18 protein-coding genes are annotated in these 25,867 nt (G+C 62.3%); 9 read left to right on the forward strand and 9 right to left on the reverse strand.

The window, feature by feature from the left end; genetic code table 11:
* Nucleotides 1-79 precede the first annotated feature (79 nt).
* Nucleotides 80-1,663: a peptide chain release factor 3 gene (locus tag LRS56_22195; GenBank protein ID WDU61508.1), complete on the reverse strand. Its 1,584-nt coding sequence runs from the start codon at nt 1,661-1,663 to the stop codon at nt 80-82.
* 331 nt (nt 1,664-1,994) lie between these two features.
* Between LRS56_22195 and LRS56_22200 the strand changes: the two genes are divergently transcribed.
* The 5 genes from LRS56_22200 to LRS56_22220 all read left to right on the forward strand — a co-directional run bounded on the left by LRS56_22200 (nt 1,995) and on the right by LRS56_22220 (nt 7,088).
* A complete protein-coding gene (locus LRS56_22200; protein WDU61509.1) occupies nt 1,995-2,711 on the forward strand; it encodes an ABC transporter permease in 717 nt (238 codons plus the stop codon).
* A gap of 20 nt (nt 2,712-2,731) precedes the next feature.
* Nucleotides 2,732-3,625 carry a glycine betaine ABC transporter substrate-binding protein gene (locus tag LRS56_22205; GenBank protein WDU61510.1) on the forward strand — a complete coding sequence of 298 codons (894 nt, stop codon included), beginning with the start codon at nt 2,732-2,734 and terminating at the stop codon, nt 3,623-3,625.
* Nucleotides 3,626-3,637: 12 nt separating this feature from the next.
* Complete coding sequence (locus LRS56_22210; GenBank protein WDU61511.1) at nt 3,638-4,291, forward strand: ABC transporter permease; 654 nt, start codon at nt 3,638-3,640, stop codon at nt 4,289-4,291.
* Entirely contained in the window at nt 4,288-5,445 is a 1,158-nt protein-coding gene (locus LRS56_22215) for an ABC transporter ATP-binding protein (GenBank protein WDU61512.1), read from the forward strand. The genes LRS56_22210 and LRS56_22215 overlap by 4 nt, the downstream gene beginning before the upstream one ends.
* A gap of 479 nt (nt 5,446-5,924) precedes the next feature.
* Nucleotides 5,925-7,088, forward strand: coding sequence for a type III PLP-dependent enzyme (locus tag LRS56_22220; GenBank protein ID WDU61513.1), 1,164 nt, complete (start codon nt 5,925-5,927; stop codon nt 7,086-7,088).
* 49 nt (nt 7,089-7,137) lie between these two features.
* On the opposite strand, the gene LRS56_22225 is transcribed toward LRS56_22220, so the two are convergent.
* Together LRS56_22225 and LRS56_22230 are read right to left on the reverse strand one after the other, a co-directional pair.
* Nucleotides 7,138-7,887 carry a tetratricopeptide repeat protein gene (locus LRS56_22225; protein WDU61514.1) on the reverse strand — a complete coding sequence of 250 codons (750 nt, stop codon included), beginning with the start codon at nt 7,885-7,887 and terminating at the stop codon, nt 7,138-7,140.
* A 2-nt stretch (nt 7,888-7,889) separates the two neighbouring features.
* Nucleotides 7,890-8,570: a Fe2+-dependent dioxygenase gene (locus LRS56_22230; protein ID WDU61515.1), complete on the reverse strand. Its 681-nt coding sequence runs from the start codon at nt 8,568-8,570 to the stop codon at nt 7,890-7,892.
* Nucleotides 8,571-8,776: 206 nt separating this feature from the next.
* Between LRS56_22230 and LRS56_22235 the strand changes: the two genes are divergently transcribed.
* Together LRS56_22235 and LRS56_22240 are read left to right on the forward strand one after the other, a co-directional pair.
* On the forward strand, nt 8,777-11,080 hold the full coding sequence (locus LRS56_22235) for a TonB-dependent siderophore receptor (protein ID WDU61516.1): 2,304 nt from the start codon (nt 8,777-8,779) through the stop codon (nt 11,078-11,080).
* Between the two features lie 134 nt (nt 11,081-11,214).
* A complete protein-coding gene (locus LRS56_22240; protein WDU61517.1) occupies nt 11,215-13,740 on the forward strand; it encodes a sulfite reductase flavoprotein subunit alpha in 2,526 nt (841 codons plus the stop codon).
* Nucleotides 13,741-13,855: 115 nt separating this feature from the next.
* On the opposite strand, the gene LRS56_22245 is transcribed toward LRS56_22240, so the two are convergent.
* The 4 genes from LRS56_22245 to ptsP form a co-directional block, all read right to left on the reverse strand.
* Nucleotides 13,856-15,397 (reverse strand): alkaline phosphatase D family protein, encoded by a 1,542-nt coding sequence (locus tag LRS56_22245; protein WDU61518.1) that lies wholly within the window; start codon nt 15,395-15,397, stop codon nt 13,856-13,858.
* A gap of 189 nt (nt 15,398-15,586) precedes the next feature.
* Nucleotides 15,587-17,308, reverse strand: coding sequence for a PTS fructose-like transporter subunit IIB (locus LRS56_22250; protein WDU61519.1), 1,722 nt, complete (start codon nt 17,306-17,308; stop codon nt 15,587-15,589).
* An 11-nt stretch (nt 17,309-17,319) separates the two neighbouring features.
* Complete coding sequence (gene pfkB, locus LRS56_22255) at nt 17,320-18,240, reverse strand: 1-phosphofructokinase (protein WDU61520.1); 921 nt, start codon at nt 18,238-18,240, stop codon at nt 17,320-17,322.
* Nucleotides 18,241-21,099 carry a phosphoenolpyruvate--protein phosphotransferase gene (gene ptsP / locus LRS56_22260; protein ID WDU61521.1) on the reverse strand — a complete coding sequence of 953 codons (2,859 nt, stop codon included), beginning with the start codon at nt 21,097-21,099 and terminating at the stop codon, nt 18,241-18,243.
* A 293-nt stretch (nt 21,100-21,392) separates the two neighbouring features.
* Here ptsP and cra point away from each other — a divergent pair, with 293 nt between their 5' ends.
* Together cra and LRS56_22270 are read left to right on the forward strand one after the other, a co-directional pair.
* Nucleotides 21,393-22,388, forward strand: coding sequence for a catabolite repressor/activator (gene cra / locus LRS56_22265; protein WDU61522.1), 996 nt, complete (start codon nt 21,393-21,395; stop codon nt 22,386-22,388).
* Between the two features lie 2 nt (nt 22,389-22,390).
* Entirely contained in the window at nt 22,391-23,167 is a 777-nt protein-coding gene (locus tag LRS56_22270; protein ID WDU61523.1) for a TatD family hydrolase, read from the forward strand.
* On the opposite strand, the gene LRS56_22275 is transcribed toward LRS56_22270, so the two are convergent.
* Together LRS56_22275 and LRS56_22280 are read right to left on the reverse strand one after the other, a co-directional pair.
* On the reverse strand, nt 23,114-23,545 hold the full coding sequence (locus LRS56_22275; protein ID WDU61524.1) for a hypothetical protein: 432 nt from the start codon (nt 23,543-23,545) through the stop codon (nt 23,114-23,116). The genes LRS56_22270 and LRS56_22275 overlap by 54 nt on opposite strands.
* Before the next feature lie 126 nt (nt 23,546-23,671).
* The gene (locus tag LRS56_22280; GenBank protein WDU61525.1) at nt 23,672-25,702 is read right to left on the reverse strand and encodes a methyl-accepting chemotaxis protein; all 2,031 of its coding nucleotides are present in this window, start codon (nt 25,700-25,702) and stop codon (nt 23,672-23,674) included.
* Nucleotides 25,703-25,867 lie beyond the last annotated feature (165 nt).

Here is a 25,867-nt window from a genome sequence, read left to right on the forward strand (position 1 = left end):
TCCCACACTTTTAGCTTTTCGGCGCCGACAAAAAAGGGCGAAGCCATCACAGCTTCGCCCTTTATCGACCGCTCAGACCTTAGTGGTGTTCGCGGGTCGCACGGAATTTCACATCCGGCCAACGCTCTTCCATCAATGCCAGGTTAACCCGGGTCGGCGCCAGGTAGGTCAGGTGACCGCCGCCGTCGACCGCGAGGTTTTCCACGGCCTTGTTGGAGAACTCTTCGAGCTTCTTCTTATCGCTGCAATCAATCCAGCGCGCGGAATACACGGTAATCGGCTCGTAGGAGCATTCAACCTTGTATTCCTCTTTCAAGCGGCTGGCCACCACGTCGAACTGCAGCACACCGACGGCGCCGAGGATGATGTCGTTGCTGCGCTCGGGGAAGAACACCTGGGTGGCGCCCTCTTCGGCCAACTGCTGCAGGCCCTGGCGCAGTTGCTTGGATTTGAGCGGGTCACGCAGGCGCACGCGGCGGAACAGTTCCGGGGCGAAGTGCGGGATACCGGTGAATCCCAGGGCTTCGCCTTCGGTGAAAGTGTCGCCGATCTGGATGGTGCCGTGGTTGTGCAGGCCGATGATGTCGCCGGCGTAGGCTTCTTCGAGCTGCTCACGCTCGGAGGAGAAGAACGTCAGGGCGTCGCCGATGCGCACGTCCTTGCCGGTGCGCACGTGGCGCATCTTCATGCCTTTTTCGTATTTGCCGGAGCAGATGCGCATAAAGGCGATACGGTCGCGGTGTTTGGGGTCCATGTTCGCCTGGATCTTGAACACGAAGCCGGTGAATTTCTCTTCGACCGGCTCCACGGTGCGCTCGTTGGCAACGCGGGCCAGCGGCTTCGGCGCCCAGTTCACCACCGCGTCGAGCACGTGGTCGACACCGAAGTTGCCCAAGGCAGTACCGAAGAACACCGGGGTCAGTTGGCCGTCGAGGAATTCCTGCTGGTTGAACTCGTGGCAGGCGCCCTGCACCAGCTCCAACTGATCGACGAAGCGGTCGTACTCATCACCCAAGTGGGCGCGGGCTTCGTCGGAGTCGAGCTTCTCGATGATTTTCACATCGGTACGTTCGTGACCATGGCCGGCGGTGTAGACAATGATGTAGTCGTCGGCCAGGTGGTACACGCCCTTGAAATCGCGGTAGCAACCGATCGGCCAGGTGATCGGCGCAGCCTTGATCTTCAGGACCGCTTCGATCTCATCCAGCAATTCAATCGGGTCGCGGATGTCACGGTCGAGTTTGTTGATGAAGCTGACAATCGGCGTGTCACGCAGACGGCACACGTCCATCAGCGCAATCGTCCGTGGCTCAACGCCCTTACCGCCGTCGAGGACCATCAGTGCCGAGTCCACCGCGGTCAGGGTGCGGTAGGTGTCTTCGGAGAAGTCTTCGTGGCCCGGGGTGTCGAGCAGGTTGACCATGTGGTCGCGATACGGGAACTGCATGACCGACGTGGTAATGGAAATACCCCGTTGTTTTTCCATTTCCATCCAGTCGGAGGTGGCATGGCGGTCGGATTTGCGGGATTTCACCGTGCCGGCCACAGCGATTGCCTTGCCCATCAGCAGGAGCTTCTCGGTGATGGTGGTTTTACCGGCATCGGGGTGGGAAATAATGGCGAAAGTGCGGCGTTTCGCGACTTCGGCGGCCTGGTGGGTCATGGGAAATCGCCTGGCAGGTGAGTCAAAAAAGGGCGGCGAGTATAGCGCAAACCCAGTAGGCCGGACCACCGTTCACCCGATTGGGGGTGGCTAAATGCTGCCAAGTGTGGAACCTTTTAAAAGGTAGAGACGTCCACTCCCCTGCTACCGCACTCGGAACAGGGGCTGATAAATCAGCAAGTTAGCCTGACGAGGCTGCGCTCATGGCTCGAATACATACCGCATTGCCGGTATCGACGAGCTGCTTTTCGCGACTCTATTCGCCGACAGCCAGGAATGGCATTGCCGCCGGAGAATGTGGTCGCCGACAAAAGAAAAAAGGAGTCCGCCTGTGGCTATTCGCTATGGCAAAGGGCTGATAGGAGGAGCGGTTGTCGTCGCTCTCCTGGCCCTGCTGATCCACTGGATCGGCATCAACACGATCGAACTGTACCGCGACGATTTGTTGTTTTACCTGCAAGCTCATTTGATCCTTGTTCTAGTCTCGATGCTGGCGGCCCTGATTGTGGGCATCCCCGCCGGTATCCTGCTCAGCCGACCGAACATGGTCGGGCGCGCAGAACGCTTCATGCAGATCTTCAACATCGGCAACACCGTCCCGCCCCTGGCCGTACTGGCCATCGCCCTCGGCGTCCTTGGCATCGGCAGCGGCCCGGCCATCTTCGCGCTGTTCCTCGCCTCCCTCCTGCCCATCGTGCGTAATACTTACGAGGGCCTGAAAAACGTCCAAGGCTCGCTCAAAGAAGCCGCTACCGGCATCGGCATGACGCCGCGCCAGGTGTTGTTTCGCGTGGAGCTGCCCAACGCCGTGCCGATCATCATCGGTGGTGTGCGCGTGGCCCTGGCGATCAACGTCGGTACCGCACCGCTGGCCTTCCTGATTGGTGCCAACAGCCTGGGCAGCCTGATTTTCCCCGGCATCGCCCTGAACAATCAGCCGCAATTGCTGCTTGGCGCCGCGTGCACCGCGCTGCTGGCATTGCTGCTCGACGGTCTGGTGACCATGGCCAGCCGCCTCTGGCTGGAACGCGGGTTGCGTCCGTCTTAAGGCTTGGCAAAGGAACTCACATGAAAAAACTGACATTGATATTGAGCTGCGTCCTGCTGTTTGCAGGTTTTGCACAAGCCGCTGAAAAACCGGTGATCCGCATCGGCGCAAGGGTGTTCACCGAACAGACCCTGCTCGCCGAAATCACCTCCCAGTACCTGCGCACCAAGGGCTACGACACCCGCGTGACCGGCGGCCTGGGCAGCAACCTGGCGCGCAGTGCCCAGGAAAGCGGGCAACTGGACCTGATCTGGGAATACACCGGCGTGTCGCTGGTGGCGTACAACCACGTGGATGAGAAGCTCGACAGCGAACAGTCCTACGCCCGGGTGAAAGAACTCGACGCGAAAAAAGGCCTGGTCTGGCTCTCCCCGTCGAAGTTCAGCAACACCTACGCCCTGGCGCTGCCAGAGAACGTGGCCAAGGAATTCCCGCAGATCAACAGCATCAGCGACTTGACCCAAGCCCTGGCCGAGAAAACCAAAGGCACGCGCCTGGTGGCCCTGGACACCGAGTTCGCCAACCGGTCCGACGGCATGGGTGGCATGGTCAAGCTGTACGACATGAACCTGACCCGCAAAAACACCCGGCAGATGGACGCCGGCCTGGTCTACACCGCGCTGCGTAATGGCCAGGTATTTGCCGGGTTGGTCTACACCACCGACGGTCGCCTGAATGCCTTCAAATTGAAGCTGCTGGAAGACGACAAGCACTACTTCCCGGACTACACCGCCGCCCCCGTGGTGCGTCAGGTTTACCTCGACGCCCATCCTGAATTGGCCGCCGACCTTGCGCCACTGGCCGCGCTGTTCGATGACAAAACCATGCGCGAGCTGAATGCGCGGGTCGACGTCGAGCATGAAAGCCCCTCCGCTGTTGCCGCCGATTTCCTGCGCCAACATCCGATCAACTAAGAAGGAGAAGACATGGAATTCCTGAACGCCTTTTCCCACCTTGATTGGGCCCAAGTCCTGCAACTCACCGGGCAGCACATCACCCTGGTCGGTATCGCCGTGTTGCTGGCGATCTTTATCGGCGTGCCGCTGGGCGTGCTGATGACCCGCTTCCCGAGCCTGGCCGGGCCGCTGCAAGCCAGCGCCACGGTGCTGCTGACCGTGCCGTCCATCGCTCTGTTCGGCCTGCTGCTGCCGTTCTACTCCAAATTCGGCCAGGGCCTGGGGCCGATGCCGGCGATCACCGCCGTGTTCCTCTACTCCCTGCTGCCGATCATGCGTAACACCTACCTGGCACTGACCGGCGTCGAGCCGGGCATTCGCGAGGCCGCCAAAGGCATCGGCATGACCTTCGGCCAGCGCCTGCGCATGGTCGAGTTGCCCATCGCCGTGCCGGTAATCCTTGCCGGTGTACGCACCGCCGTAGTGATGAACATTGGTGTGATGACCATCGCCGCCACCATCGGCGCCGGTGGTTTGGGTGTACTTATTCTGGCTTCCATCAGCCGCAGCGACATGTCGATGCTGATCGTTGGCGCCGTGCTGGTCAGTCTTCTGGCCATCTTCGCCGACCTGCTTCTGCAATGGCTGCAACGCTCGCTGACTCCAAAAGGACTGCTCAAATGATCGAACTTCAAAACCTGACCAAGACTTTTCAAAGCAACGGCAAAACCGTGTCTGCCGTGAACGACGTAAGCCTGACCGTCAACGAAGGCGAAATTTGCGTATTCCTCGGCCCATCGGGTTGCGGCAAGAGCACCACGCTGAAAATGATCAACCGCCTGATCAAGCCCACCTCCGGCAAGATCCTGATCAACGGCGAAGACACCACCGATCTCGATGAAGTGACCCTGCGTCGCAACATCGGCTATGTGATCCAGCAGATCGGCCTGTTCCCGAACATGACCATCGAGGAAAACATCGTGGTCGTGCCCAAGCTGCTCGGCTGGGACAAACAGAAATGCCACGACCGCGCCCGCGAGTTGATGAGCATGATCAAGCTGGAACCCAAGCAGTACCTGCATCGCTACCCGCGCGAGCTGTCCGGTGGCCAGCAACAGCGGATCGGCGTGATCCGCGCATTGGCGGCGGATGCCCCGCTGCTGCTGATGGACGAACCGTTCGGCGCGGTCGACCCGATCAACCGCGAGATGATCCAGAACGAGTTCTTCGAGATGCAACGTGCGCTGAACAAGACCGTGATCATGGTCAGCCACGACATCGACGAAGCCATCAAGCTGGGTGACAAGATTGCGATCTTCCGTGCCGGCAAGCTGCTGCAGATCGACCACCCGGACACCCTGCTGGCGCACCCGGCTGACGAGTTCGTCAGCAACTTCGTCGGCCAGGACAGCACCCTCAAGCGCCTGCTGCTGGTGAAAGCCGAAGACGCGGCGGACAACGCCCCGTCGGTCAGCCCGGAAACCCCGGTGGCCGAGGCCCTGGAGCTGATGGACGAAACCGACCGCCGCTACGTGGTGGTCACCTGCGCCGAGAACAAGGCACTGGGCTATGTGCGACGTCGCGACCTGCACCGTCAGACCGGCACCTGCGGCCAGTACCTGCGCGAGTTCAACGCCACGGCGGCGTATGACGAGCACTTGCGCATCCTGCTGTCGCGCATGTACGAGTTCAACCGCTCGTGGCTGCCGGTGATGGATGCGGAGCGGGTGTTCCTGGGTGAAGTGACCCAGGAGTCGATTGCCGAGTACTTGAGCTCGGGCAAGTCGCGTGGGGGCAAGACCAGCATTGTGTCGCCTGCCGAGACTGCGTTGGCCTGATCTGACACACCTCGGTTAAAACTGTGGGAGCGGGCTTGCTCGCGAAAGCGGAGTGTCAGTCACCGAATATATTGACTGATACACCGCTTTCGCGAGCAAGCCCGCTCCCACATTTGGATCGTTGGTGTGTCAGAGGAATTACCTCAATTGTGCCCCTCCAGGGAACATCAATCCGTCACACCTGTCGGTTACATAAGTAGCTGCACGCGGTCCCGCGACGAACGCGTGCAAAAACGCGACATTTTTAGTTGATCTATCGCCCCTCACGTCCTAAAGTTCGCGCCGAACGTCCATGCTGGAAACGATCCATCCGGCTCAAGTACTGACGACGAGACAGCAAGGCCAAGGGAAGCGTCTATTCCCATGGCCTTTTTGCTTTCGGCGACATGCCTTGGGAAGTAGGCGAACCAAAGTGGGGATACGGAGGACGTTCATTTGCACCCATTGATCAAATTAGTTTGCCCTTAGGAGTTCCCAGCATGTCGATCAACGTCGAAGATTATTTCGCGCGCGCCACTTTTGACAAAATGAAGGCGTTCGCCGACAAGCAAGAAACCCCGTTCGTGGTAATCGATACCGCGATGATCAGCCAGGCCTACGATGACCTGCGCGCCGGTTTCGAGTTCGCCAAAGTCTATTACGCGGTCAAGGCCAACCCGGCCGTCGAAATCATCGACCTGTTGAAAGACAAGGGCTCGAGCTTCGACATCGCCTCGATCTACGAGCTGGACAAGGTCATGGACCGTGGCGTCAGCGCCGACCGTATCAGCTACGGCAACACCATCAAGAAGTCCAAGGACATCCGCTACTTCTACGAGAAGGGCGTGCGCCTGTTCTCCACCGACTCCGAAGCCGACCTGCGCAACATCGCCAAGGCCGCGCCGGGTTCGAAAGTGTATGTACGTATCCTCACTGAAGGCTCGACCACGGCTGACTGGCCTTTGTCGCGCAAATTCGGCTGCCAGACCGACATGGCCATGGACCTGCTGATCCTCGCCCGTGACCTGGGCCTGGTGCCGTACGGCATCTCGTTCCACGTCGGCTCGCAACAGCGCGACATCAGCGTATGGGACGCGGCAATCGCCAAGGTCAAAGTGATCTTCGAACGCCTGAAAGAAGAAGACGGCATCCACCTCAAGCTGATCAACATGGGCGGTGGCTTCCCGGCCAACTACATCACCCGCACCAACAGCCTGGAAACCTACGCCGAAGAAATCATCCGCTTCCTCAAGGAAGATTTCGGCGACGACCTGCCGGAAATCATCCTGGAGCCAGGCCGCTCGTTGATCGCCAACGCCGGTATCCTGGTCAGTGAAGTGGTGTTGGTAGCGCGTAAATCGCGCACCGCCGTCGAGCGTTGGGTGTACACGGATGTGGGCAAATTCTCCGGCCTGATCGAAACCATGGACGAAGCCATCAAGTTCCCGATCTGGACCGAGAAGAAAGGCGAGATGGAAGAAGTGGTGATCGCCGGTCCTACCTGCGACAGCGCCGATATCATGTACGAAAACTACAAGTACGGCCTGCCGCTGAACCTGGCGATTGGTGATCGTTTGTACTGGCTGTCGACCGGTGCCTACACCACCAGCTACAGCGCGGTTGAGTTCAATGGCTTCCCGCCGTTGAAGTCGTTCTACGTGTAAGACCGCTGCACACAAAAAACCCATGACATGTCATGGGTTTTTTTATGCCTCAAGAAAAGCTGGCGGCGCGTTGCTGGTAGGCGTCAGCCATCGCGCGTATCTGCGGATCATTCGCCGCCGCGAGGGCCTTGTGCGCCGTGTTCAGAAACTTGAGATTGCCGCCTGCCAACGCCTTGCCCAACCAACCCAGCGCCTCATCGATTTGACCGCTGTCCGCCAGCACCGCCGCATAGCTGAACTGCCCACGAAAATCGCCGCCTTCGGCTGAGCGCCGATACCACGCCTCGGCCGCCTCCAGGTCCTGGGGGCAAAAACGGCCGTCCTCAAGATAGCGCCCCAGCAGGTTCATCGACTTAGCGTGGCCCTGTTCCGCCGCCTGGCGATAAAAGGCCAGCGCCTGTCGCTGGTTTTCAGCAACCCCGCGCCCAGTAGCCAGCAGGTTGGCGTAGTTGTATTGCCCCCAATCCAACCCGGCCTCGGCCGCCTGGCGATATTCCTGCGCCGCCGCCGCTTCATCCACGGCACACCCCCACCCATGCTCCAGGCAGCGCCCGGCCATATTGCGCGCCATCGAATGCCCGCCCTTGGCCGCAATCCGGAACCAGCGCAGGGCCAGCGCTTCATCACGCGCAATGCCGCGCCCTTCCAGCAGGATCTGCCCGAGCAGCGCCTGGGCGTCGACCACGCCCTCTTTCGCCGCCATCAGGATCGCCTGCGCTGCACGCACCGGGGAGTCGTCGAGCATGCTTTGCAACTGCTCGACGTTGAGCACTTCTTCACGGCGCAATAAAAAACCCATGCTCAGACCTCGACCCAGCGGCGCAACAGGTTGTGATAAGTGCCGGTGAGCTGGATCAACGCGGGGTGGTCGGGGACGTCCGCGGTCAGTTGCTGGATCGCGCCGTCCATCTCGAACAGCAGCGTACGCTGGCTGTCTTCGCGCACCAGGCTTTGGGTCCAGAAGAACGAGGCGTAACGCGCCCCACGCGTCACGGCGTTGACCTTGTGCAGGCTGGAGCCGGGGTAGAGCACCATGTCACCGGCCGGCAACTTGACGCGCTGCAGGCCGAAGGTGTCCTGGATCTCCAGTTCGCCGCCGTCGTATTCCTGCGGGTCGCTGAAGAACAACGTGGACGACAGGTCGGTACGCACCCGCTCATGGCTGCCCCGGGCCTGGCGCACGGCATTGTCGATATGGAAGTCGAAACTGCCACCGGCGGTGTAGCAGTTAACCAACGGCGGGAAAACCTTGTGCGGTAACGCCGCTGACATGAATAACGGATTTTTCCACAACCGTTCGAGCATCGCCGCGCCGATTTCCTTGGCCAATGGATGGCCTTCGGGCAATTGCAGGTTGTGTTTGGCCTTGGCGGACTGGTGCCCGGCAGTGATTTTGCCGTCGGCCCACTCGGTGGTTTCCAGGGCTTGGCGGATGCGCTGCACTTCCTCACGAGAGAACAGGCCGGGAATGTGCAGCAACATGGGGCAATACCTGAAATCAGAGAGGCGCCAATGGTATTGATTCTTATCCTGCCTGTAAAACGCGACAGACGGATGAGTTCGTAAAAACCGTAAGCAAAAAGTGTAAAGAATGTAAATTCGTTGCAATTAGCAATGTATCGCAATTGATATGAAGTCTTGTTAACCCTATATTCCGCGGCCTCACATCCTTGGGGAAGGGACACGTCATGTCGCGCACCATTACAAAAATACCTGCCGGTTCACCACGCATGCTGGCTTCGGCCATCGGCGTCGCCCTCAGCGCCAGCTCTGCTGCCCACCTGGCACAGGCGGCCGAAGACACCGAACAGAAAGGCCAGCGCAACAGCATCTCCCTGGGCGCCACCAGCATCACCGGCGAAGAACAGGACAACACGTCCTACCAGGTCGAAAAAGCCTCCTCGCAAAAGTACACCGCGCCGCTGGTGGACACACCGCGCTCGGTGACCGTGGTGCCGCAACAAGTGCTCAAGGACACCGCTGCCACCTCGTTGCAGGATGCCTTGCGCACCGTGCCGGGGATCACCTTCGGCGCCGGTGAAGGCGGCAACCCCCAGGGCGATCGCCCGTTTATCCGTGGGTTTGACGCCCAGGGCGACACCTACCTGGACGGCGTGCGCGACACCGGCGGCCAGAGCCGCGAGATCTTCGACATTGAATCCATCGAAGTCAGCAAAGGCCCCAACTCTTCGTTCGGCGGCCGGGGTTCGGCCGGCGGCAGCCTCAACCTGGTGAGCAAAACCCCACAAGCGCGGGACTTCACCAACGGCGGCTTCACCTACGGCTCCGACCAGACCCGCCGCTACGTGCTCGACGTGAACCGCCAGTTCCTCGACGACAGCGCCGCGTTCCGCCTGAACCTGATGAGCCACGAACAGAACGTCGCCGGCCGCGACGCGGTGAATTACGACCGTTGGGGCGTCGCGCCGTCGCTGACCTTCGGCCTCGGCACGCCGACCCGCGTCAACCTCAGCTACTACCACATGGAAAGCAACGACCTGCCGGATTCGGGCATTCCCTACGGCTACAGCTCACCGACCGCCACCGCCCACGGGCACGACAAACCCACCGACGGCGGCGACAGCAATAACTTCTACGGTTTGAAAAGCCGCGATTTCCGCAAGACCCGCGCCGACATCAGCACGGTCTCCGTCGAGCACGACCTGAGCGACACCATGACGCTGAAAAACACCCTGCGCCATGGCAGCACCGGCCAGGACTACGTGCTCACCCAGCCGGATGACAGTCAGCGCAACGTCAACCGTTTCGGCACCGTGTGGCGTCGCGCCAACACCCGTGTGTCGACCACGACGACCACCACTAACCAGACCGACCTGTTCGGCAGCTTCCAGGCCCTGGGCTTCAAGCACAGCTACTCCACCGGCCTGGAATTTACCGGTGAAGAAACCCGCGTCAGCGGCTATACCGTCAGCCCGAACGCCAACCCCACCTGCACCGTGGCTGGCGGCAGCCGTGGCGGGCAGTGCACCTCGCTCGCCAACCCGAACCCGGACGACGCCTGGAACGGCAGCGTCGCACGCAATTACAACGGCACCAACACCAAAGCCACCAGCCGCGCCGCGTATGTGTTCGACACCATCGAACTCGACCCGAAATGGCTGCTGAACGTCGGCCTGCGCTACGACACCTTCGACACCGAAGCCAATACCAACGCCGTGCCAACCGCCACCGTCCAGGCGCGCAGCAAGGTCAAGGACGACAGCCAGTTCTTCAACTGGCAGGCGGGCCTGGTCTGGAAGCCGCTGGACAACGGCAGTATCTACACCTCCTACGCCACCTCGGCCTCGCCGGCCGGCGGCCTGGTGGGTGAAGGCGTGGACAGCAACGCGATCCCGACCGGTATCAACACCAGCGACCTCAAGCCGGAAGAAACCGTCAACTACGAGCTGGGCACCAAGTGGGACCTGTTCCACAACCGTCTATCCCTGTCCGCTGCCGTGTTCCGTACCGAGAAGAAAAACACGCGCATCCTGGTGGATTCCAACACCTACGAAACCGCCGGCGAATCCCGCGTTGATGGTCTGGAGCTGTCGGCCAGCGGCAAGCTCACCGAGCGTTGGCAAGTGTTCGCCGGCTACAGCTACTTGAAAGCCGAGCTGGTTGACCCCGGCAAGAACGGTAACCGCCAGGGCGTGGTCCAGGCCGGTTCCAACAAAGGCAATCAGATGCCCAACACGCCAGAGCATTCGTTCAGCCTGTGGACCACGTATGACGTGACCCCGAAGCTGACCCTCGGCGGCGGCGCGTTCTATGTCGACCAGGTTTACGGCGATGCGGCCAACACTGTGTATGTGCCGTCCTACACCCGCTACGACGCTATGGCCAGCTACAAACTGACCAAGAACGTCGACCTGCAATTGAACGTGCAGAACCTGACCGACAAGACTTACTACGACAAGGCGTACGCCTCGCACTTCGCCAACCAGGCGGCCGGTCGTACGGCACTGTTGTCCACCAGTTTCCACTTCTAAACGCAGCAACCCACAGCAAAAAGCCCCACGCATCGGATGCGTGGGGCTTTTGCGTGTAAAACAGAATTTTTCTCGTTAACCCACGGCATAATGCGCGCCGTGCCCTACATATCCAGATAGACGAGGCGTCAGACGTGTTGAAGAAAACCCTGTTCCAGTTGCACTGGTTCTTCGGCATTACAGCCGGGCTGGTGCTGGCCTTGATGGGGATAACCGGGGCTGCGGTCTCGTTTCAGGATGAAATACTGCGGGCGCTCAACCCGAGCGTACTGACCGTGCAAAAACGCGAGGCCGGTGTACTGCCGCCCGCCGAGCTGGTGCGCAAGCTCGAAGCCACCGAAGGCCAGACCGTGGCCATGCTGTTCGTGGAAAGTGAAAGCGGCAACGCCGCCCGCGTGTTCTTCACCCCACCGCCCGGTGAGCGCCGCGGCCAGTTGCGCTATTTCGATCCTTACACGGGCGACTACATGGGCGACGTGGTCGGCCAGGACGTCTTCGGGTTCCTGCTGCAATTCCACCGTTTCCTGGTGATGGGTGATACAGGGCGCAACATCACCGGCGCCTGCACGCTGATTCTGGTGTTCTTCTGCCTCTCCGGCCTGTACCTGCGCTGGCCGCGCCAAGTGGCGAGCTGGCGTGCCTGGCTGACGCTGGACTGGCGCAAGAAGGGTCGTGCCTTCAACTGGGACCTGCACTCGGTATTCGGCACGTGGTGCCTGCTGGCGTACCTGCTCTCGGCGCTGACCGGTTTGTATTGGTCCTACGACTGGTACAGCCAGGGCCTGACCAAGCTGCTGTCCGACGCGCCGCAAAATGAACGGGTGCGCAAGCGTGGCCCGGCGCCCGAAGGCCCGGCACCGGTGGCCAACTACGACGCGATCTGGAGCAGCATCTACAGCAACGCAGGCCCAGGCCTGAGTGCCTATAACATCCGCATGCCGGCCGTTGCGGGGCAACCGGCCACCGTCTACTACCTGCTGAAAAACTCGCCGCATGACCGGGCGCTGAACCAGATCAACCTGGACCCGGCCAGCGGCGAGGTCAAATCCCATGACCAATACGCGAGCAAAAGCGTCAAGGCCCAGTTGCTGACCAGCATTTATGCACTGCACACCGGCAGTTATTTCGGCCTGGCGGGGCGGATTATCCTCACCGTGACCTCGCTGCTGATGCCGCTGTTCTTTATCACCGGCTGGCTGCTGTACCTGGACCGTCGCCGCAAAAAACGCCAGGTCCGCGATGCACGCAAGGGGCTCAGTGCCAACCACAGTGATGCGCCGGCCTGGCTGATCGGCTTTGCCAGCCAGAGCGGTTTTGCCGAACAACTGGCCTGGCAGACCGCTGGGCAATTGCAGGCGGCCGGCCTGCCGGTGAAAGTGCAGCCCTTGGGCAGTGTCAGCCAGGAGGACCTGCGCCAGTCGCAAAACGCGTTGTTTGTAGTCAGCACCTTCGGCGACGGCGAAGCCCCCGACAGCGCCCGTGGTTTCGAGCGCAGCGTGCTCGGCCAGGACCTGCCCCTCAAGGGCCTGAACTATTCGGTACTGGCCCTGGGTGATCGTCAGTACGAACACTTCTGCGGCTTTGCCCGGCGCCTGCATTTCTGGCTGACCAACCAGGGCGGCAACCCGCTGTTTGCCCCGGTGGAAGTGGACAGCGGCGACAGCGCGGCGCTGCTGAACTGGCAACAACAGCTGGGCCAACTCACCGGCCAGGCACCGGCGGCGGCATGGCCGACCGCCCAGTATGAGCACTGGACGCTGAGCCAGCGCACCCTGCTCAACCGTGACAGCAGCGGTTCCGATGTGTACCTGCTGGGCCTGACGAGCGCCTCGCCGCAGCGCTGGGAGGCCGGTGACCTGGTGGAAGTCCTGCCGCGCAACTGCCCCTGGACCATCGAGCACTTCCTCGAGGGCCTGGGCCTGGCCGGCAGCGACGGCGTGCTGATCGACGGCCTGCCGCACACCCTCAGCCAGGCCCTGGCGACGCGCCAACTGCCGGACAACCGCGCCCATCTGGTGGGCCTGCACGCCCAGGCGCTGGTGAACGCGCTGGCGCCGTTGGGCATGCGCGAATACTCCATCGCCTCGATTGCCGGTGACGGGGTGCTGGAACTGATCGTGCGCCAGGAACGCCATCCGGACGGCAGCCTCGGCGTGGCCAGCGGCTGGCTGACTGAACACGCGGCCGTGGGTTCGGGCATCAGCCTGCGCCTGCGCCGCAACAGTGCCTTCCACCTGCCGGATGCGCCGGTGCCGTTGATTCTGCTGGGCAATGGCACCGGCCTGGCCGGCCTGCGCAGTTTGCTCAAGGCGCGGATTGCCGATGGCCAGCAGCGCAACTGGCTGTTGTTCGGCGAACGTAATATCGCCCACGATTTCCTCTGCCAGAACGAGCTGCAAGGCTGGCTCGCCAGCGGTGACCTGGCCTTGCTGGACCTGGCGTTTTCCCGCGACCAGGAAGAGAAAATCTACGTGCAGGACCGCCTGCGCGAATCCGCCGATGTGCTGCGTAAATGGCTGGCGGACGGCGCGGCGATTTATGTGTGCGGGAGCTTGCAGGGCATGGCATCGGGGGTGGATCAGGTGCTGCACGATGTGCTGGGCAGCGAAGCGGTGGAGCGCTTGATTGAGCAAGGCCGCTATCGTCGGGATGTGTACTGATTCCTGAAGTTACGCAAATCGAAACGTGGGAGCGGGCTTGCCTGCGATAGCGGTGGTGAATTCACTACCGCTATCGCAGGCAAGCCAGCTCCCACAGTGTTGAATGCATTTCAAATCAGACCGGTTGCAGCTTTTGCTCGAAGACTGAAACCCCATCCAGGTCGCGCAAGGTAACGGTCAACTCCGCCGTCTGCCCATCAATTTGCACCTCGCCAAAAAACTGAAACCCGGCAAACGGCGAAGTGTTTTGCGCGGGCGGGGCCTTCTCGAACACCACCTGCGGGCCGAAGGTTTTATCCAGCGGGTTAGGCCCGAAACTCCCGGCATTCAACGGCCCGGCGACAAACTCCCAGAACGGTTCGAAATCCTGGAATGCAGCGCGATCCGGATGGTAGTGATGCGCCGCGCAGTAGTGCACATCCGCCGTCAGCCACACATGGTTGCGCACCTGTTGCGCCCGCAGGTACCCCAGCAGCTCAGCGATTTCCAGCTCGCGGCCTTGCGCCGGGCCCGGGTCATTGTTGGCGATGGCTTCCCAGCGTGGCACGCCGGGGCTGACTTCACCGTCGGGCACGCCGAGGCCGATCGGCATGTCGGCGGCGATCACCTTCCACTGGGCCTGGGAGCCCTTCAACTCGCGCTTGAGCCAGTCCAATTGCTCGCGGCCGAGGAAGGGTTTTTCCGCCCCCAGGTTGTCGTCATTGGGGCCGCGATAGCTGCGCATATCCAGCACAAACACGTCCAGCAACGGGCCATAGCTGAGCTTGCGGTAAATGCGCCCGCCGCCGTCGGCGTTCTGCCGACGCATCGGCGAATATTCCAGCCAGGCCTGGCGTGCGCGGCCCACCAGGGTGTTGATGTCCTTGGTCCGGTAGCGCTCGTCAAGTTGCTTGCTCGGCGACCAGTTATTCACCACCTCGTGGTCATCCCACTGCCAGATCTGCGGCACTTCGGCATTGAAGCGCCGCACGTTTTCATCCAGCAAGTTGTAGCGGTAATTGCCGCGATACTCATCCAGGGTTTCGGCGACTTTGCTCTTGGCTTCGGTGGTGATATTGCGCCAGACGCGCCCGCCTTCGGTGGCCAGTTGCGCGGGCACCGGGCCGTCGGCGTAGATGGTGTCGCCGCTGTGGATAAAAAAGTCAGGCAGGCGCAGGCGCATGGCTTCGTAAATGCGCATGCCGCCGATGTCCGGGTTGATGCCGAAGCCCTGCCCCACGGTGTCGCCGCTCCACACAAAACGGAGGTCGCGACGCTGTTGCGGCACGCTGCGCAAGTGGCCGAACCAGGGCTCGCTGGCAACGCCGGTCTGGGCGTCTTCAAAGTGCACGCGGTAGAAAATCGCCTGGTCGACGGGCAGGCCGGTGAGTTCGACGCGGGCGGTAAAATCAGTGCGGCTGTCGGCCAGCGGCGAGACGAATTTGCGCGGGTTGCTGAACACGCTGCGGGTGTCCCACTCCACCACCATCTTCGCGGGGCGGTCGCTGCGGCTCCAGATCATGGCGCGGTCGCCCAGCAGGTCGCCGGACTGCACGCCATCGGTCAGTTGCGGACGGTCCTTGACCGAAGCGATCACGGCCGGCGCCAGGCCCGGCAGCAACAGGCCGGCGCCGACGGCTTGCATCACGCGGCGGCGGCCGAGGTCGAAGTGGCTCATGCAGGTGCCCTCTTGAGTATCAAAAGGGCCACTAAAGCATGCGGGGATGAAGCCCATGTGACATAGCCACAGGCACTGGAGATCCAATGTGGGAGCGGGCTTGCTCGCGAAAGCGGTGTATCAGTCAAGGATGTATTGCCTGACACCCAGCTTTCGCGAGCAAGCCCGCTCCTACATTTTTGAACTGTGTCAGGCTTGGGCCGAGGTGACCGCCAACTCGACTGCTTCCGGACGTTTGATCAGCGCGTACACCACACCGGTCAGCAGGCTGCCGGCGACAATCGCCAGCAAGTACAGCAGCGCATGGTTCATCGCATTCGGGATCACCAGTACAAACAGGCCGCCGTGGGGCGCGGCGAGTTTGCAGCCGAAATACATCGACAGCGCGCCGGTCAGCGCGCCACCGGCGATGCTGGCAGGGATCACGCGCAACGGGTCCTTGGCGGCGAACGGAATCGCGCCCTCGGAGATAAAGCACATCCCCAGAATCATCGCCGCCTTGCCGGCCTCGCGTTCAGTCTGGGCGAATTTGCGTCGCGCCAGGAACGTAGCGATGCCCATGCCGATCGGCGGCACCATGCCGGCGGCCATGGTCGCCGCCATCGGTGCGCCGCTCGACGCCGCCAGCAAACCGACCGAAAACGCGTACGCCGCCTTGTTGATCGGCCCGCCCAGGTCGACACACATCATGCCGCCCAGCAGGATGCCCAGCAGCACCGCGTTGGTGGTGCCCATGGTGGCGAGGAAGTCGGTAAGGCCAGTGAGCATGCGCGCCACCGGCGGGCCCACCAGGTAGATCATCGCCAGGCCGGTGAACAGGCTCGCCAGCAACGGGATGATCAGAATCGGCTTGAGCGCTTCCAGGCTCTGCGGCAGCTTCACTGCTCGGGTGATCAGCTTGACGCAGTAACCGGCGAGGAAACCGGCAAAGATCCCGCCGATAAAACCCGCGCCCAAGGTGCCCGCCAACAGGCCGCCGATCATGCCGGGCGCAATGCCTGGGCGGTCGGCAATCGAGTAGGCGATGTAGCCCGCCAGCAACGGCACCATCAGCATAAAGGCCCGGTCGCCGACGGTTTTCAGGGCGGCGGCCAGGGTGCCTTCCTGTTCAAACGCGTGAATGCCGAACACGAAGGACAACGCAATCAGCAAGCCGCCCGCCACCACCATCGGCAACATGAACGACACGCCGGTGAGCAGGTGTTTGTAGACGCCGGTTTTTTCCGACTTCTTGGCCACCGCACCGCCGGCGGCACTTTCCACTGTGCCTTCGGCCAGGGCCTTGTTGAGGGTCGCTTCGGACTGTTTGAGGGCAATACCGGTGCCGCAGCGGTAAATCTTCTTGCCGGCAAAACGCTCGGTGGCCACTTCGATATCCGCCGCCAGCAGTACTACATCGGCATCGGCAATCGCTTGTGGGCTCAACGGCGTGCGGGCGCCCACCGAGCCTTGGGTCTCGACCTGCAAGTCGTAACCCAGGCGTTTGGCCGTCTGTTGCAAGGCTTCGGCCGCCATAAAGGTGTGCGCTACGCCGGTTGGGCAGGCCGTGACCGCCACGATACGCGGGGCGTTTTTGGCCGCTGCCGCGGGTTCCGTCGCGACATAGACCTCGGCCTCTTCGGCGCCACGGCGCAACACCGCGTCGACATCCGCCAACGCCTGGGCCGGTGTGCTCTGGAACACACGCTTGCCGACAAACCGCTGCATGTCCAGCGGCGTGCTGCTGACCAGCAACACCCATTCGGCGTCGTCGAGTGTGGCCTGGGACAACTGGCGTTCCGGGCGCTGTACATCCACCACCTCAACGCTGGTGCTCCAACCCTGGCGCTGCGCGGCGGCGTCCAACAAGCGGGCGCACAGCACACTGGTGACCATGCCGTTCGGGCAGGCGGTAACAATGGCTAACTTCATCACAAACCCTCTTATTGTTCTGTCAGCGTGCGTACATGGACGCCGCTTTCGAGGCGCGCCAATTGCGCGTCATCGCTGATGCCAAAACCGATCTGCGTGACGGCCATCGCGGCAATCGCAGTGGCGCGGCGCAGGGTCTGCTCCGGCGTATCGCCATTGAGCAACCCGTGCAGCATCCCGGCCAGCAGCGAATCGCCGGCACCGACGGTACTGGCCACCGTGACCTTGGGCGGTGTGGCATGCAGCGTTGCCCCTGAGCTGTACCAGCTCACGCCGGCGGCACCGTCGGACACCACCACATGTTCCACACCCTGCTGGTGCAGTTGGCTAACGGCATCACTGGCGTTATCCAGGGCTTCGGCCAACTCTTCAGTATTGGGTTTGACCAACCACGGGCCGGCCTTCAGACCGGCGCGCAACGCCTCGCCGCTGGTGTCCAGGGCGACTTTCAAACCGAGGTTTTTCAGCAGCGCCAGCACACCTTCAAACCACTGCGCGCTGACACCCCGTGGCAGGCTGCCGGCCACCACCACTGCATCGTGACCGGGCGCAATGCGCGCCAGTTGATCGAGCAACGCTTGCTGCGCGTGAACGCTGACCAGCGGCCCCGGCGCATTCACATCGGTGACGCGACCGTTCTGCTCGGCAATTTTGATATTGCTGCGGGTTTCACCGGGCACGCGGATAAACGCATCGGCAAACCCACGGCGAGCGATCAGCGCCTCGAACGCCTGCGGGTTGTCCTCGCCGAGAAAGCCGCCCACGGTCACTTGATGGCCCAGGTCGGCCAGCACCTGGGCCACATTCACGCCCTTGCCCGCCGCGTGGGTCAGCATCGCTTCGCTGCGATTGACTTCACCGGGTTCCAGCTGTGCCAGGCGTACTGTCAGGTCCAACGCCGGGTTCAGCGTCAGGGTCAAAATCTTCGCCATTTACACGGCCTCCACAAGGGCACGCACGTCGGCGGGCGAACCCACCGCCAGTGCTTTTTGCGCCAGGCCCTGGGCCTCGCTCAGACTGAATTCACGTACCCGCGCCTTCACTTCGGGAATGCTGCGGGCCGACACGCTCAACTCGTCCACCCCCAGGCCGATCAGCACCGGCACCGCCAGCGGGTCCGCCGCCAACTCGCCGCACACGCCCACCCATTTGCCATGAGCATGGGCGGCGCGCACGGTGATGTCGATCAGTTGCAACACCGCCGGGTGCAGGCCATCGGCCTGGGCCGACAAGGTCGGGTGGCCACGGTCGATGGCCAGGGTGTATTGGGTCAGGTCGTTGGTGCCGACGCTGAAAAAGTCGACTTCCTTGGCCAGCACCGGCGCGAGCAAGGCTGCCGACGGAACTTCGATCATGATCCCCAGTTGCAGGTCCGCCACCGGGATTTCCAGGCGCAGGCGCTCGGTCATGTCGCGGGCGGCGCGCCATTCATCCACGCTGCCGACCATCGGGAACATGATGCGCAGCGGGCGGTTGTCCGCCGAACGCAGCAACGCACGCAGCTGGGCTTCCATGATCTGCGGGCGCTGCAAGGTCAAACGAATGCCGCGCACGCCGAGGAACGGGTTTTCTTCCTGGGCGATCGGCCAATAGGGCAACGGTTTGTCGCCGCCCACATCCAGGGTGCGCACCACCAGCGGGCGTCCCCCGAGGCCGTCGAGCACACGGCGGTATTCGGCTTCCTGGGTGGCTTCGTCGGGCGCTTGCGGGTGCGCCATGAAAATCAGTTCGGTGCGCAGCAAACCAATGCCTTCGGCGCCCTGCTCCACCGCGCCGGCCACACCGGCGCTTTCGCCGATATTGGCGAACACTTCCACGGCGTGGCCGTCGCGGGTCAGGGCCGGCTCATGGCGCTGGGCCGCAGCGGCTTGCAGGCGCTGTTCACGGGTGTCGCGCTCGACGGTGGCGCGTTGCAGGGTGGCGGCGTCGGGGTCCACGTGCAGACGGCCGCGTTGCCCATCGAGCAACAACGGCGTGCCGGCGGCCAGCAGCAGCACCGCTGCACCTGCGCCGACCAGCGCCGGAATGCCGAGGGCGCGGGCCACAATGGCACTGTGGGCCGTGGCGCCGCCACGGGCAGTGAGGATGCCGGCCACCCGCGCCGGGTCCAGGCGCGCCACGTCGGACGGGCCGACTTCATCCATCACCAGGATGTAAGGTTCGCTCGGCTCCTGGGCGGTTTCGAGGCCACACAGTTGCGCCAGCACGCGGCGGCCAATGTCGCGCAAGTCGGCGGCGCGCTCGGCGAGCAAGGCGTCCTGCAGCGACTCCTGCTGTTTGGCGGCGGCTTCGATCACACTCATCCACGCCGCTTCGGCGCTTTCGCCTTGCTTGAGACGGGTGTCGACTTCGTCGGTGAGTTCCGGGTCGTCGAGCATCTCCTGGTGGGTGATGAAAATCTCGCGGATGGCCTTGGCCTGGCTGCGTTCGATCAGGCCCTGGATGTCGCGGCGGACCTCGGCCAGCGCGTTCTGCAGGCGCTGGCGCTCAATCGCGGAGGACTCGCCACGCAACGGGTAATCAAACACGTGCTGAACCTGAATATGCGCAGGGCCGATGGCGATGCCGGGCGCGGCGGCAATCGCTTGGACCTGGCTGCCGGCCTGCGGTGCGCTGACCACGGGTTCGATATCGAGGGTGGCGGCCTGGGCACTCACCGTCGGCAATGCCTCGACCTCTTCGCCAAGGCCCTCTTCGACCGCCGCCAACAGGGCCGGCAGCGCATCGCCGGCAATCGCCGGTTCTGCGACAAACTCCAGCACCTGGCCACGCCGGGCGCCGAGGCTCAGCAGTTTGCTCAGGCTTTTTACCGACACGGCACCCACCGGGCCATCGACGATGCGCACGCGGATGTCGCCCTCAAAACTTTTCGCCAGTTGCGCAAGAATTTTCGCCGGCCGTGCATGCAGGCCATGGGCATTGGCCAGGGTGATGCGTGCGCTGGGCCAGTCCGGCGGCAGTTCGCCGCCGAGCACTTCGAGCACCGCACGGCTGCTGGTGGCGCGACCCAACTCCTGGCCGCGACCTTCGATCAGCAGCGCACACAGGCGCTCCAATAGTGTTTGATGCGCTTCGCCGAGGCTGGCCAGGCAAAACAGGCCGTTGAGCGGCTGGCCGAGGTAGCGCATGGGTTTGTCCGGGGTGACAAAGGCCAGGCCCGGGCGCTTGACGGTCTGTTCGCTGTGCAGCCACCACAGGCCATCGCCCAGGGGCAGCGCGTCCACCTGCTGCAACACAGCAGCGAAACCATTGCTGACACAATCGGCCTGGCGCAGCAAACGAGCGCCGCGCCATACCAATTCTTCGAAGTCATCGGCGGACACGCCCAGGCTGATCATCTGTGCGTCCAGTGCCAGCTCCTGCGGCGCGCCTTGCAGCAGTTTCAGCAAGGCTTCGGCGCTGCCGGCACGGCGCAGTGCCTGGCCCAGGTCGGTTTCACCGAGGGCGCGGGTCAGCAGCTGCAACAGGCGCAGGTGTTCGTCGGATTTGGCGGCAATGCCGATGGCCAGGTAGACAATCTGGCCGTCGCCCCAGTCCACCCCTTCGGGAAACTGCAGCAGGCGCACGCCGGTGGAAAACACCTGGTCGCGGGTTTCGGGGGTGCCGTGGGGGATCGCAATACCTTGCCCGAGAAAGGTCGAGCCCTGAGCTTCACGGGCTTGCAAGCCGCTGAGGTATCCCTCGGCGACCAGGCCGTCGGCCACCAGTTTGTCAGCGAGCAGGTGCAAGGCAGCAGATTTGTCCACAGCCGTCTGGCCCATGGAAATCTGCTCTACAGTGAGCTCAAGCATGCCGTTCTCCTAGTTAGTGCAGTGGCGCACTAGGTATTGTTTTAAACAAACAGTGTAATGGGTGTTCATAAATAACTGACTGAGCAGTCAATTGGCAGTAGGCACTCAGTCGCGAACGTCGTAAAAATACGCTGGCTGAAACGTTTAATCTAGAATTTATGGCAGATTACGCGTTAATTGCGCATCCTTGAAGGACCGCTCGGCATTTGAGCCAGGACATTGGTCGTGTGCCGTAATCGGTTACGATTGGACAAAGTGTCGGGGCAAGCTCCAAAAAACAAGGAAATCCCGGTTTGAAACTCAGTGATATCGCACGTCTCGCCGGTGTGTCCGTGACCACCGCCAGCTACGTCATCAACGGCAAAGCCGAACAGCAACGGATCAGCAACGCCACCGTCGAACGGGTGCGTGCGATCGTCGAGGCCCATGGCTTTACCCCCAACCCCCAGGCAGCCGGGCTGCGCAGTCGGCATACGCGCACCTTGGGTTTCATCCTGCCCGACCTGGAAAACCCCAGTTACGCACGCATCGCCAAGCTGCTGGAGCAAGGCGCCCGCGCCCGTGGCTATCAGTTGCTGATCGCCAGTTCCGACGATGAGGCCGGTAGCGAGCGCCAATTGCTGCAGCTATTCCGCGCCCGCCGTTGCGATGCGCTGTTCGTCGCCAGCTGCCTGCCGGCCGGCGATGACAGCTACCGCGAGTTGCAAGCCAAGGGCCTGCCGGTGATCGCGATTGACCGGGTGATGGAAGCGGGGCAGTTCTGCTCGGTGGTCAGCGACGACCGCCAGGCGTGCCAGCAATTGACCAGCAGCCTGCTGCAACCCGTGCCCAAACAGATCGTGCTGATCGGCGCACGGCCCGAGCTGAGCATCAGCCAGGAACGCGCCGCAGGTTTTCGCGAGGCGCTGCAAGGCTTCACCGGCGAGGTGCTGGTTGAACACGGCGAAGCGTTCAGTCGCGACTGTGGCCGACAGTTGATGGAGCAATTGCTGCAACGCCTGGGGCATTTGCCTGACGCCTTGGTGACCACTTCCTACGTGCTGCTGCAAGGTGTGTTCGATGCGCTGCATGACTTCCCACTGAAGTCGCGGCCGCTGCGCCTGGGCACTTTTGGTGATACTCAGTTGCTGGATTTCCTGCCGCTGCCGGTCAACGCCATGGCCCAGCAACACCAGCTGATCGCCGACACCGCCCTGCGCCTGGCCCTGGCGGCCATTGAAGAGGAACACTATCAACCCGGCGTGCACGCCATCGGGCGGACCTTCAAGCAGCGTATCCACGAGGCCTGAATGTGGAGCTGATCGACACCCACACCCACCTGGACTTTGCGGATTTCGACCACGATCGCCGCGAAGTCCTCGTCCACAGCCGAGAGTTGGGCGTAAGGCGCATGGTGGTGCTGGGGGTGTATCAGCACAATTGGCAACGCCTGTGGGATCTGGTGCAAACCGATGCAGGTTTATTCGCCGCATTCGGGCTGCACCCGGTGTATCTCGAGGACCACCACCCCGCCCACTTGACGGAACTCGGTGACTGGCTGACCCGCTTGCAGGGCCATCGGCAGGTGTGTGCGGTCGGCGAGATCGGCCTGGATTACTTCGTCGAAACCCTCGACCGCGAGCGCCAGCAACAGCTGTTCGAAGCTCAGCTCAAGCTTGCGGTGGATTTTCAACTGCCGGCGCTGTTGCACGTGCGCCGCAGCCACGCGGCGGTGATCGCCACCCTCAAGCGCATTCGCCTGCCACGCGGCGGCATCATCCACGCGTTTGCCGGGAGCCGGGAAGAAGCCCGCGAGTACATCAAATTGGGTTTCAAGCTCGGCCTGGGCGGTGCCCCGACCTGGCCACAGGCGCTGCGCATGCACAAGGTGCTGACGCAGTTGCCGTTGGACGCGGTAGTGCTGGAAACCGACTCGCCCGATATGGCGCCCGCCATGTACCCCGGCCAGCGCAATAGCCCGCAGCACCTGCCGGCCATCTGCAGCGCCCTGGCCGAGCGCATGGGTACCAGCCCGCTATTGCTGGCTGAGGCGAGCACACGCAATGCGTGTGAACTGTTCAACTGGTAGGGCGGCGGCCACCACTTGCAGGTCCAGGGTGATCCGCTGCCGATAGCGCGCATAACGCAATGCCAGGAAATGCACGAGCATCACCACCAGTGACACATTGAGCTGGCCGACTATGCTGATCAAACCTACCCACTCCGCCACCAGGGCCACGATCAGCACCACGCAGGTCAACACCCTCATGCTCGGGCGTACCATGGCCCAGTGGTCCAGCGATTTGAACCGGTGCATCTGCCGCGGGCAGCGCAACTGCAATATCCGGTGGCAGTCGGGGCAGTCGAAGGGCTCCTCGATGGCGATCGCATTCAACTGCCAGGGCTTGAGTTCAAACCTGATGCCGCAATGGGTGCAGTGCCCCCGGATGCCGATTGCGCGGGTCATCGCCGTACTCCCCTGAGCCTGAACTTGATCGAGACAAAGTCTCGCCCATTTATGCGACGAGAAAAGAGTCGCTGGGAAATCAAGAAAAGCACCACGACAGATGGAGACAATTCTCACGTCGGCGCCTTACACCCGAAACGCACCGATCAAGTGCTTCAGTTCTATCACCTGGGTCGACAGCTGGCGGCTCGCCGCTTCGGTCTGATGCGCGCCCTCGGCCGCATGCTCACCGGCGCGGTTGATCGCGACGATGTTCTGGTCGATATCGTGGGCGACGGCGGTCTGCTGCTCCACGGCGGCGGCAATTTGCTGGTTCTGATCGACGATCATACCGACGGCGCCGAGGATATTTTCCAGGGCCTGCTGGACTTTTTCCGACTCCCCAACTGTGCCATTGGCCATGGCATGGCTGGTGCCCATCGCCTTCACCGCCGCCGCCACACCGCTGTGCAAGCGCAGGATGGTCTGTTCGATTTCTTCGGTGGAGTGTTGGGTACGCCGGGCCAGGGTGCGTACCTCGTCGGCCACTACCGCAAACCCGCGCCCCTGCTCACCGGCCCGCGCAGCTTCGATGGCCGCATTGAGGGCCAGCAGATTGGTTTGTTCGGCAATGCTCTTGATCACCTCCAGCACGCTGCTGATGGACTGGCTGTCGGTGGCCAACTGGTTGATCACCTGCACCGACTGGTCGATCTCCGAGGCCAACCGCACGATGCTGCCTTGTTGGGACTGCACCAGGCCACGGCCACTGACGGTTTCGTCATTGACGCTGTGGGCACTGCTGACGGCCGCTGCCGCACTGCGTGCGACTTCCTGGGCGGTGGACGACATCTGGTTCATGGCCGTCGCAACCTGCTCGATCTGGCTGCGCTGGCCGGCGACCGCCTGGTTGCTCCGGGCCGAGACCGCTTCCACCTGGCCCGCCTGGAGTTCGACCTGGGTGACGGTGTGCCCGACGCGCTCGATCAAGTCATGGATCTTGGCCACGGTGCCGTTGAATACCTGCCCCAGATCACCCAGTTCATCGCGGCTCTGGGCGACAAAAGTGACGGTCATGTCACCGGCCGCCACCTTGTCCATCATCGCACCCAGGCGTCGCAAGGTGGTGCGCGTGGAGGCGTAGAAACCGGCGTACAAGTAGAAGATCAGCAAAAATACCGCCGTCAGGGCCGAAACCAACACCACCATGTGCATGCGGTTCTGCGCCAGACGTTGCTCCAGCTGCTGGCCGATAAAGGCCAGGGTGGCCTCATCGAGTTGATAGGTCTGCGCCATCAACTGGCTGACGCTGTCGTAAAAACCCTGCCAGGGCGCGTCCAGGGTTTCGGCCATCACCACCTGTTCTTCAAACAGCTCGCTGCCTTGCTTGAGGCTGGCGTTACTGGCTTTGGCTAAACTGTCGAGGGCCGCATGGGCGGCCTTGCTGGCGCCGAGGGCGTCCTGCAACTTCAAGCCGTATTCGGCCTGGAGTTTTTCCAGCTGTTGCAGCAGCTCGTCAAAGCGCGTGCTGGAGGATGAATTGAGAAAGCCCTGGCCCAGGGAATACGCGCCCATCGCCCGACCTTCGCCCAGGGTCTGGGTGACTTGCGGGGTGACGCTGGTGATCAACTCGCTGAGCTGGCGCAGATCGCTTTGGGGATCGCGGCTCAAGCCAGCCTGGCTGGCGATGATCTGGCTGAGCATTTGCGCCTTGTTCAGCAACTTGCCGATCAGCGCACTTTTGCTCAACAGCGACGTTTCTTGTTGCTGGGCCTTGAAGGCGGCCACCAACTCGTCGCGCTTAGCCTCGAAAGCGGCGATTTGTTCCGGCTCGGTGACCATCGCGCTGAGGCTCTGCAGGCGGCTCAGTACGCTTTGTTCCAGGGCCGTGATCTTGCCCTCCAGGTCACCGGCCTTGCCGGCCTGACCGAGGGTCGCGTTGATCTGCAGCTGGTTGTTGAGCGTTTCCAGGTCACGGCGCAGCGCCAGGCTGCTGCCGAGCAAATCGAGGCTTTGCAGTTCGATGCGGGTGCCCTGGAATTCGCGCCACGAATCGCGCACCAGGTAAAAATTGGTCGCCAGCATCGGCAACAGGAACAGCACGCTGATCAGGCTGAATTTCATGCCGAAACTCAGGCGGTTCATCAGCGCGACAGCGGGATAGAGCAAGCTCTTCACAGGTGAACTCCCCTTTAATTATTTTTATTTGAGGCGCAGGGCGGCGGCAGAAAGCCACTATTTGGCGCTCTGTCTGTATAGCTCAAATTGAAAGGGAGTTTTGTAACGTAAAGTTAACGAGCTGTGGGAGGGGGCTTGCACCGCTATCGGCAGCAAGCCCCCTCA

The sequence above is a fragment of the Pseudomonas poae genome, assembly GCA_028869255.1.
GTDB classification, from domain to species: Bacteria; Pseudomonadota; Gammaproteobacteria; order Pseudomonadales; family Pseudomonadaceae; genus Aquipseudomonas; species Aquipseudomonas poae_C.

Coding starts and splice junctions, on each gene's coding strand:
- LRS56_22220 (WDU61513.1), top strand. CDS start 5,925: ATGTCGATCAACGTCGAAGATTATTTCGCGCGCGCCACTTTTGACAAA.
- LRS56_22275 (WDU61524.1), bottom strand. CDS start 23,545: ATGACCCGCGCAATCGGCATCCGGGGGCACTGCACCCATTGCGGCATC.
- LRS56_22245 (WDU61518.1), bottom strand. CDS start 15,397: ATGAGCCACTTCGACCTCGGCCGCCGCCGCGTGATGCAAGCCGTCGGC.
- LRS56_22230 (WDU61515.1), bottom strand. CDS start 8,570: ATGTTGCTGCACATTCCCGGCCTGTTCTCTCGTGAGGAAGTGCAGCGC.
- LRS56_22195 (WDU61508.1), bottom strand. CDS start 1,663: ATGACCCACCAGGCCGCCGAAGTCGCGAAACGCCGCACTTTCGCCATT.
- ptsP (WDU61521.1), bottom strand. CDS start 21,099: ATGCTTGAGCTCACTGTAGAGCAGATTTCCATGGGCCAGACGGCTGTG.
- LRS56_22235 (WDU61516.1), top strand. CDS start 8,777: ATGTCGCGCACCATTACAAAAATACCTGCCGGTTCACCACGCATGCTG.
- pfkB (WDU61520.1), bottom strand. CDS start 18,240: ATGGCGAAGATTTTGACCCTGACGCTGAACCCGGCGTTGGACCTGACA.
- LRS56_22210 (WDU61511.1), top strand. CDS start 3,638: ATGGAATTCCTGAACGCCTTTTCCCACCTTGATTGGGCCCAAGTCCTG.
- LRS56_22250 (WDU61519.1), bottom strand. CDS start 17,308: ATGAAGTTAGCCATTGTTACCGCCTGCCCGAACGGCATGGTCACCAGT.
- LRS56_22225 (WDU61514.1), bottom strand. CDS start 7,887: ATGGGTTTTTTATTGCGCCGTGAAGAAGTGCTCAACGTCGAGCAGTTG.
- LRS56_22205 (WDU61510.1), top strand. CDS start 2,732: ATGAAAAAACTGACATTGATATTGAGCTGCGTCCTGCTGTTTGCAGGT.
- LRS56_22215 (WDU61512.1), top strand. CDS start 4,288: ATGATCGAACTTCAAAACCTGACCAAGACTTTTCAAAGCAACGGCAAA.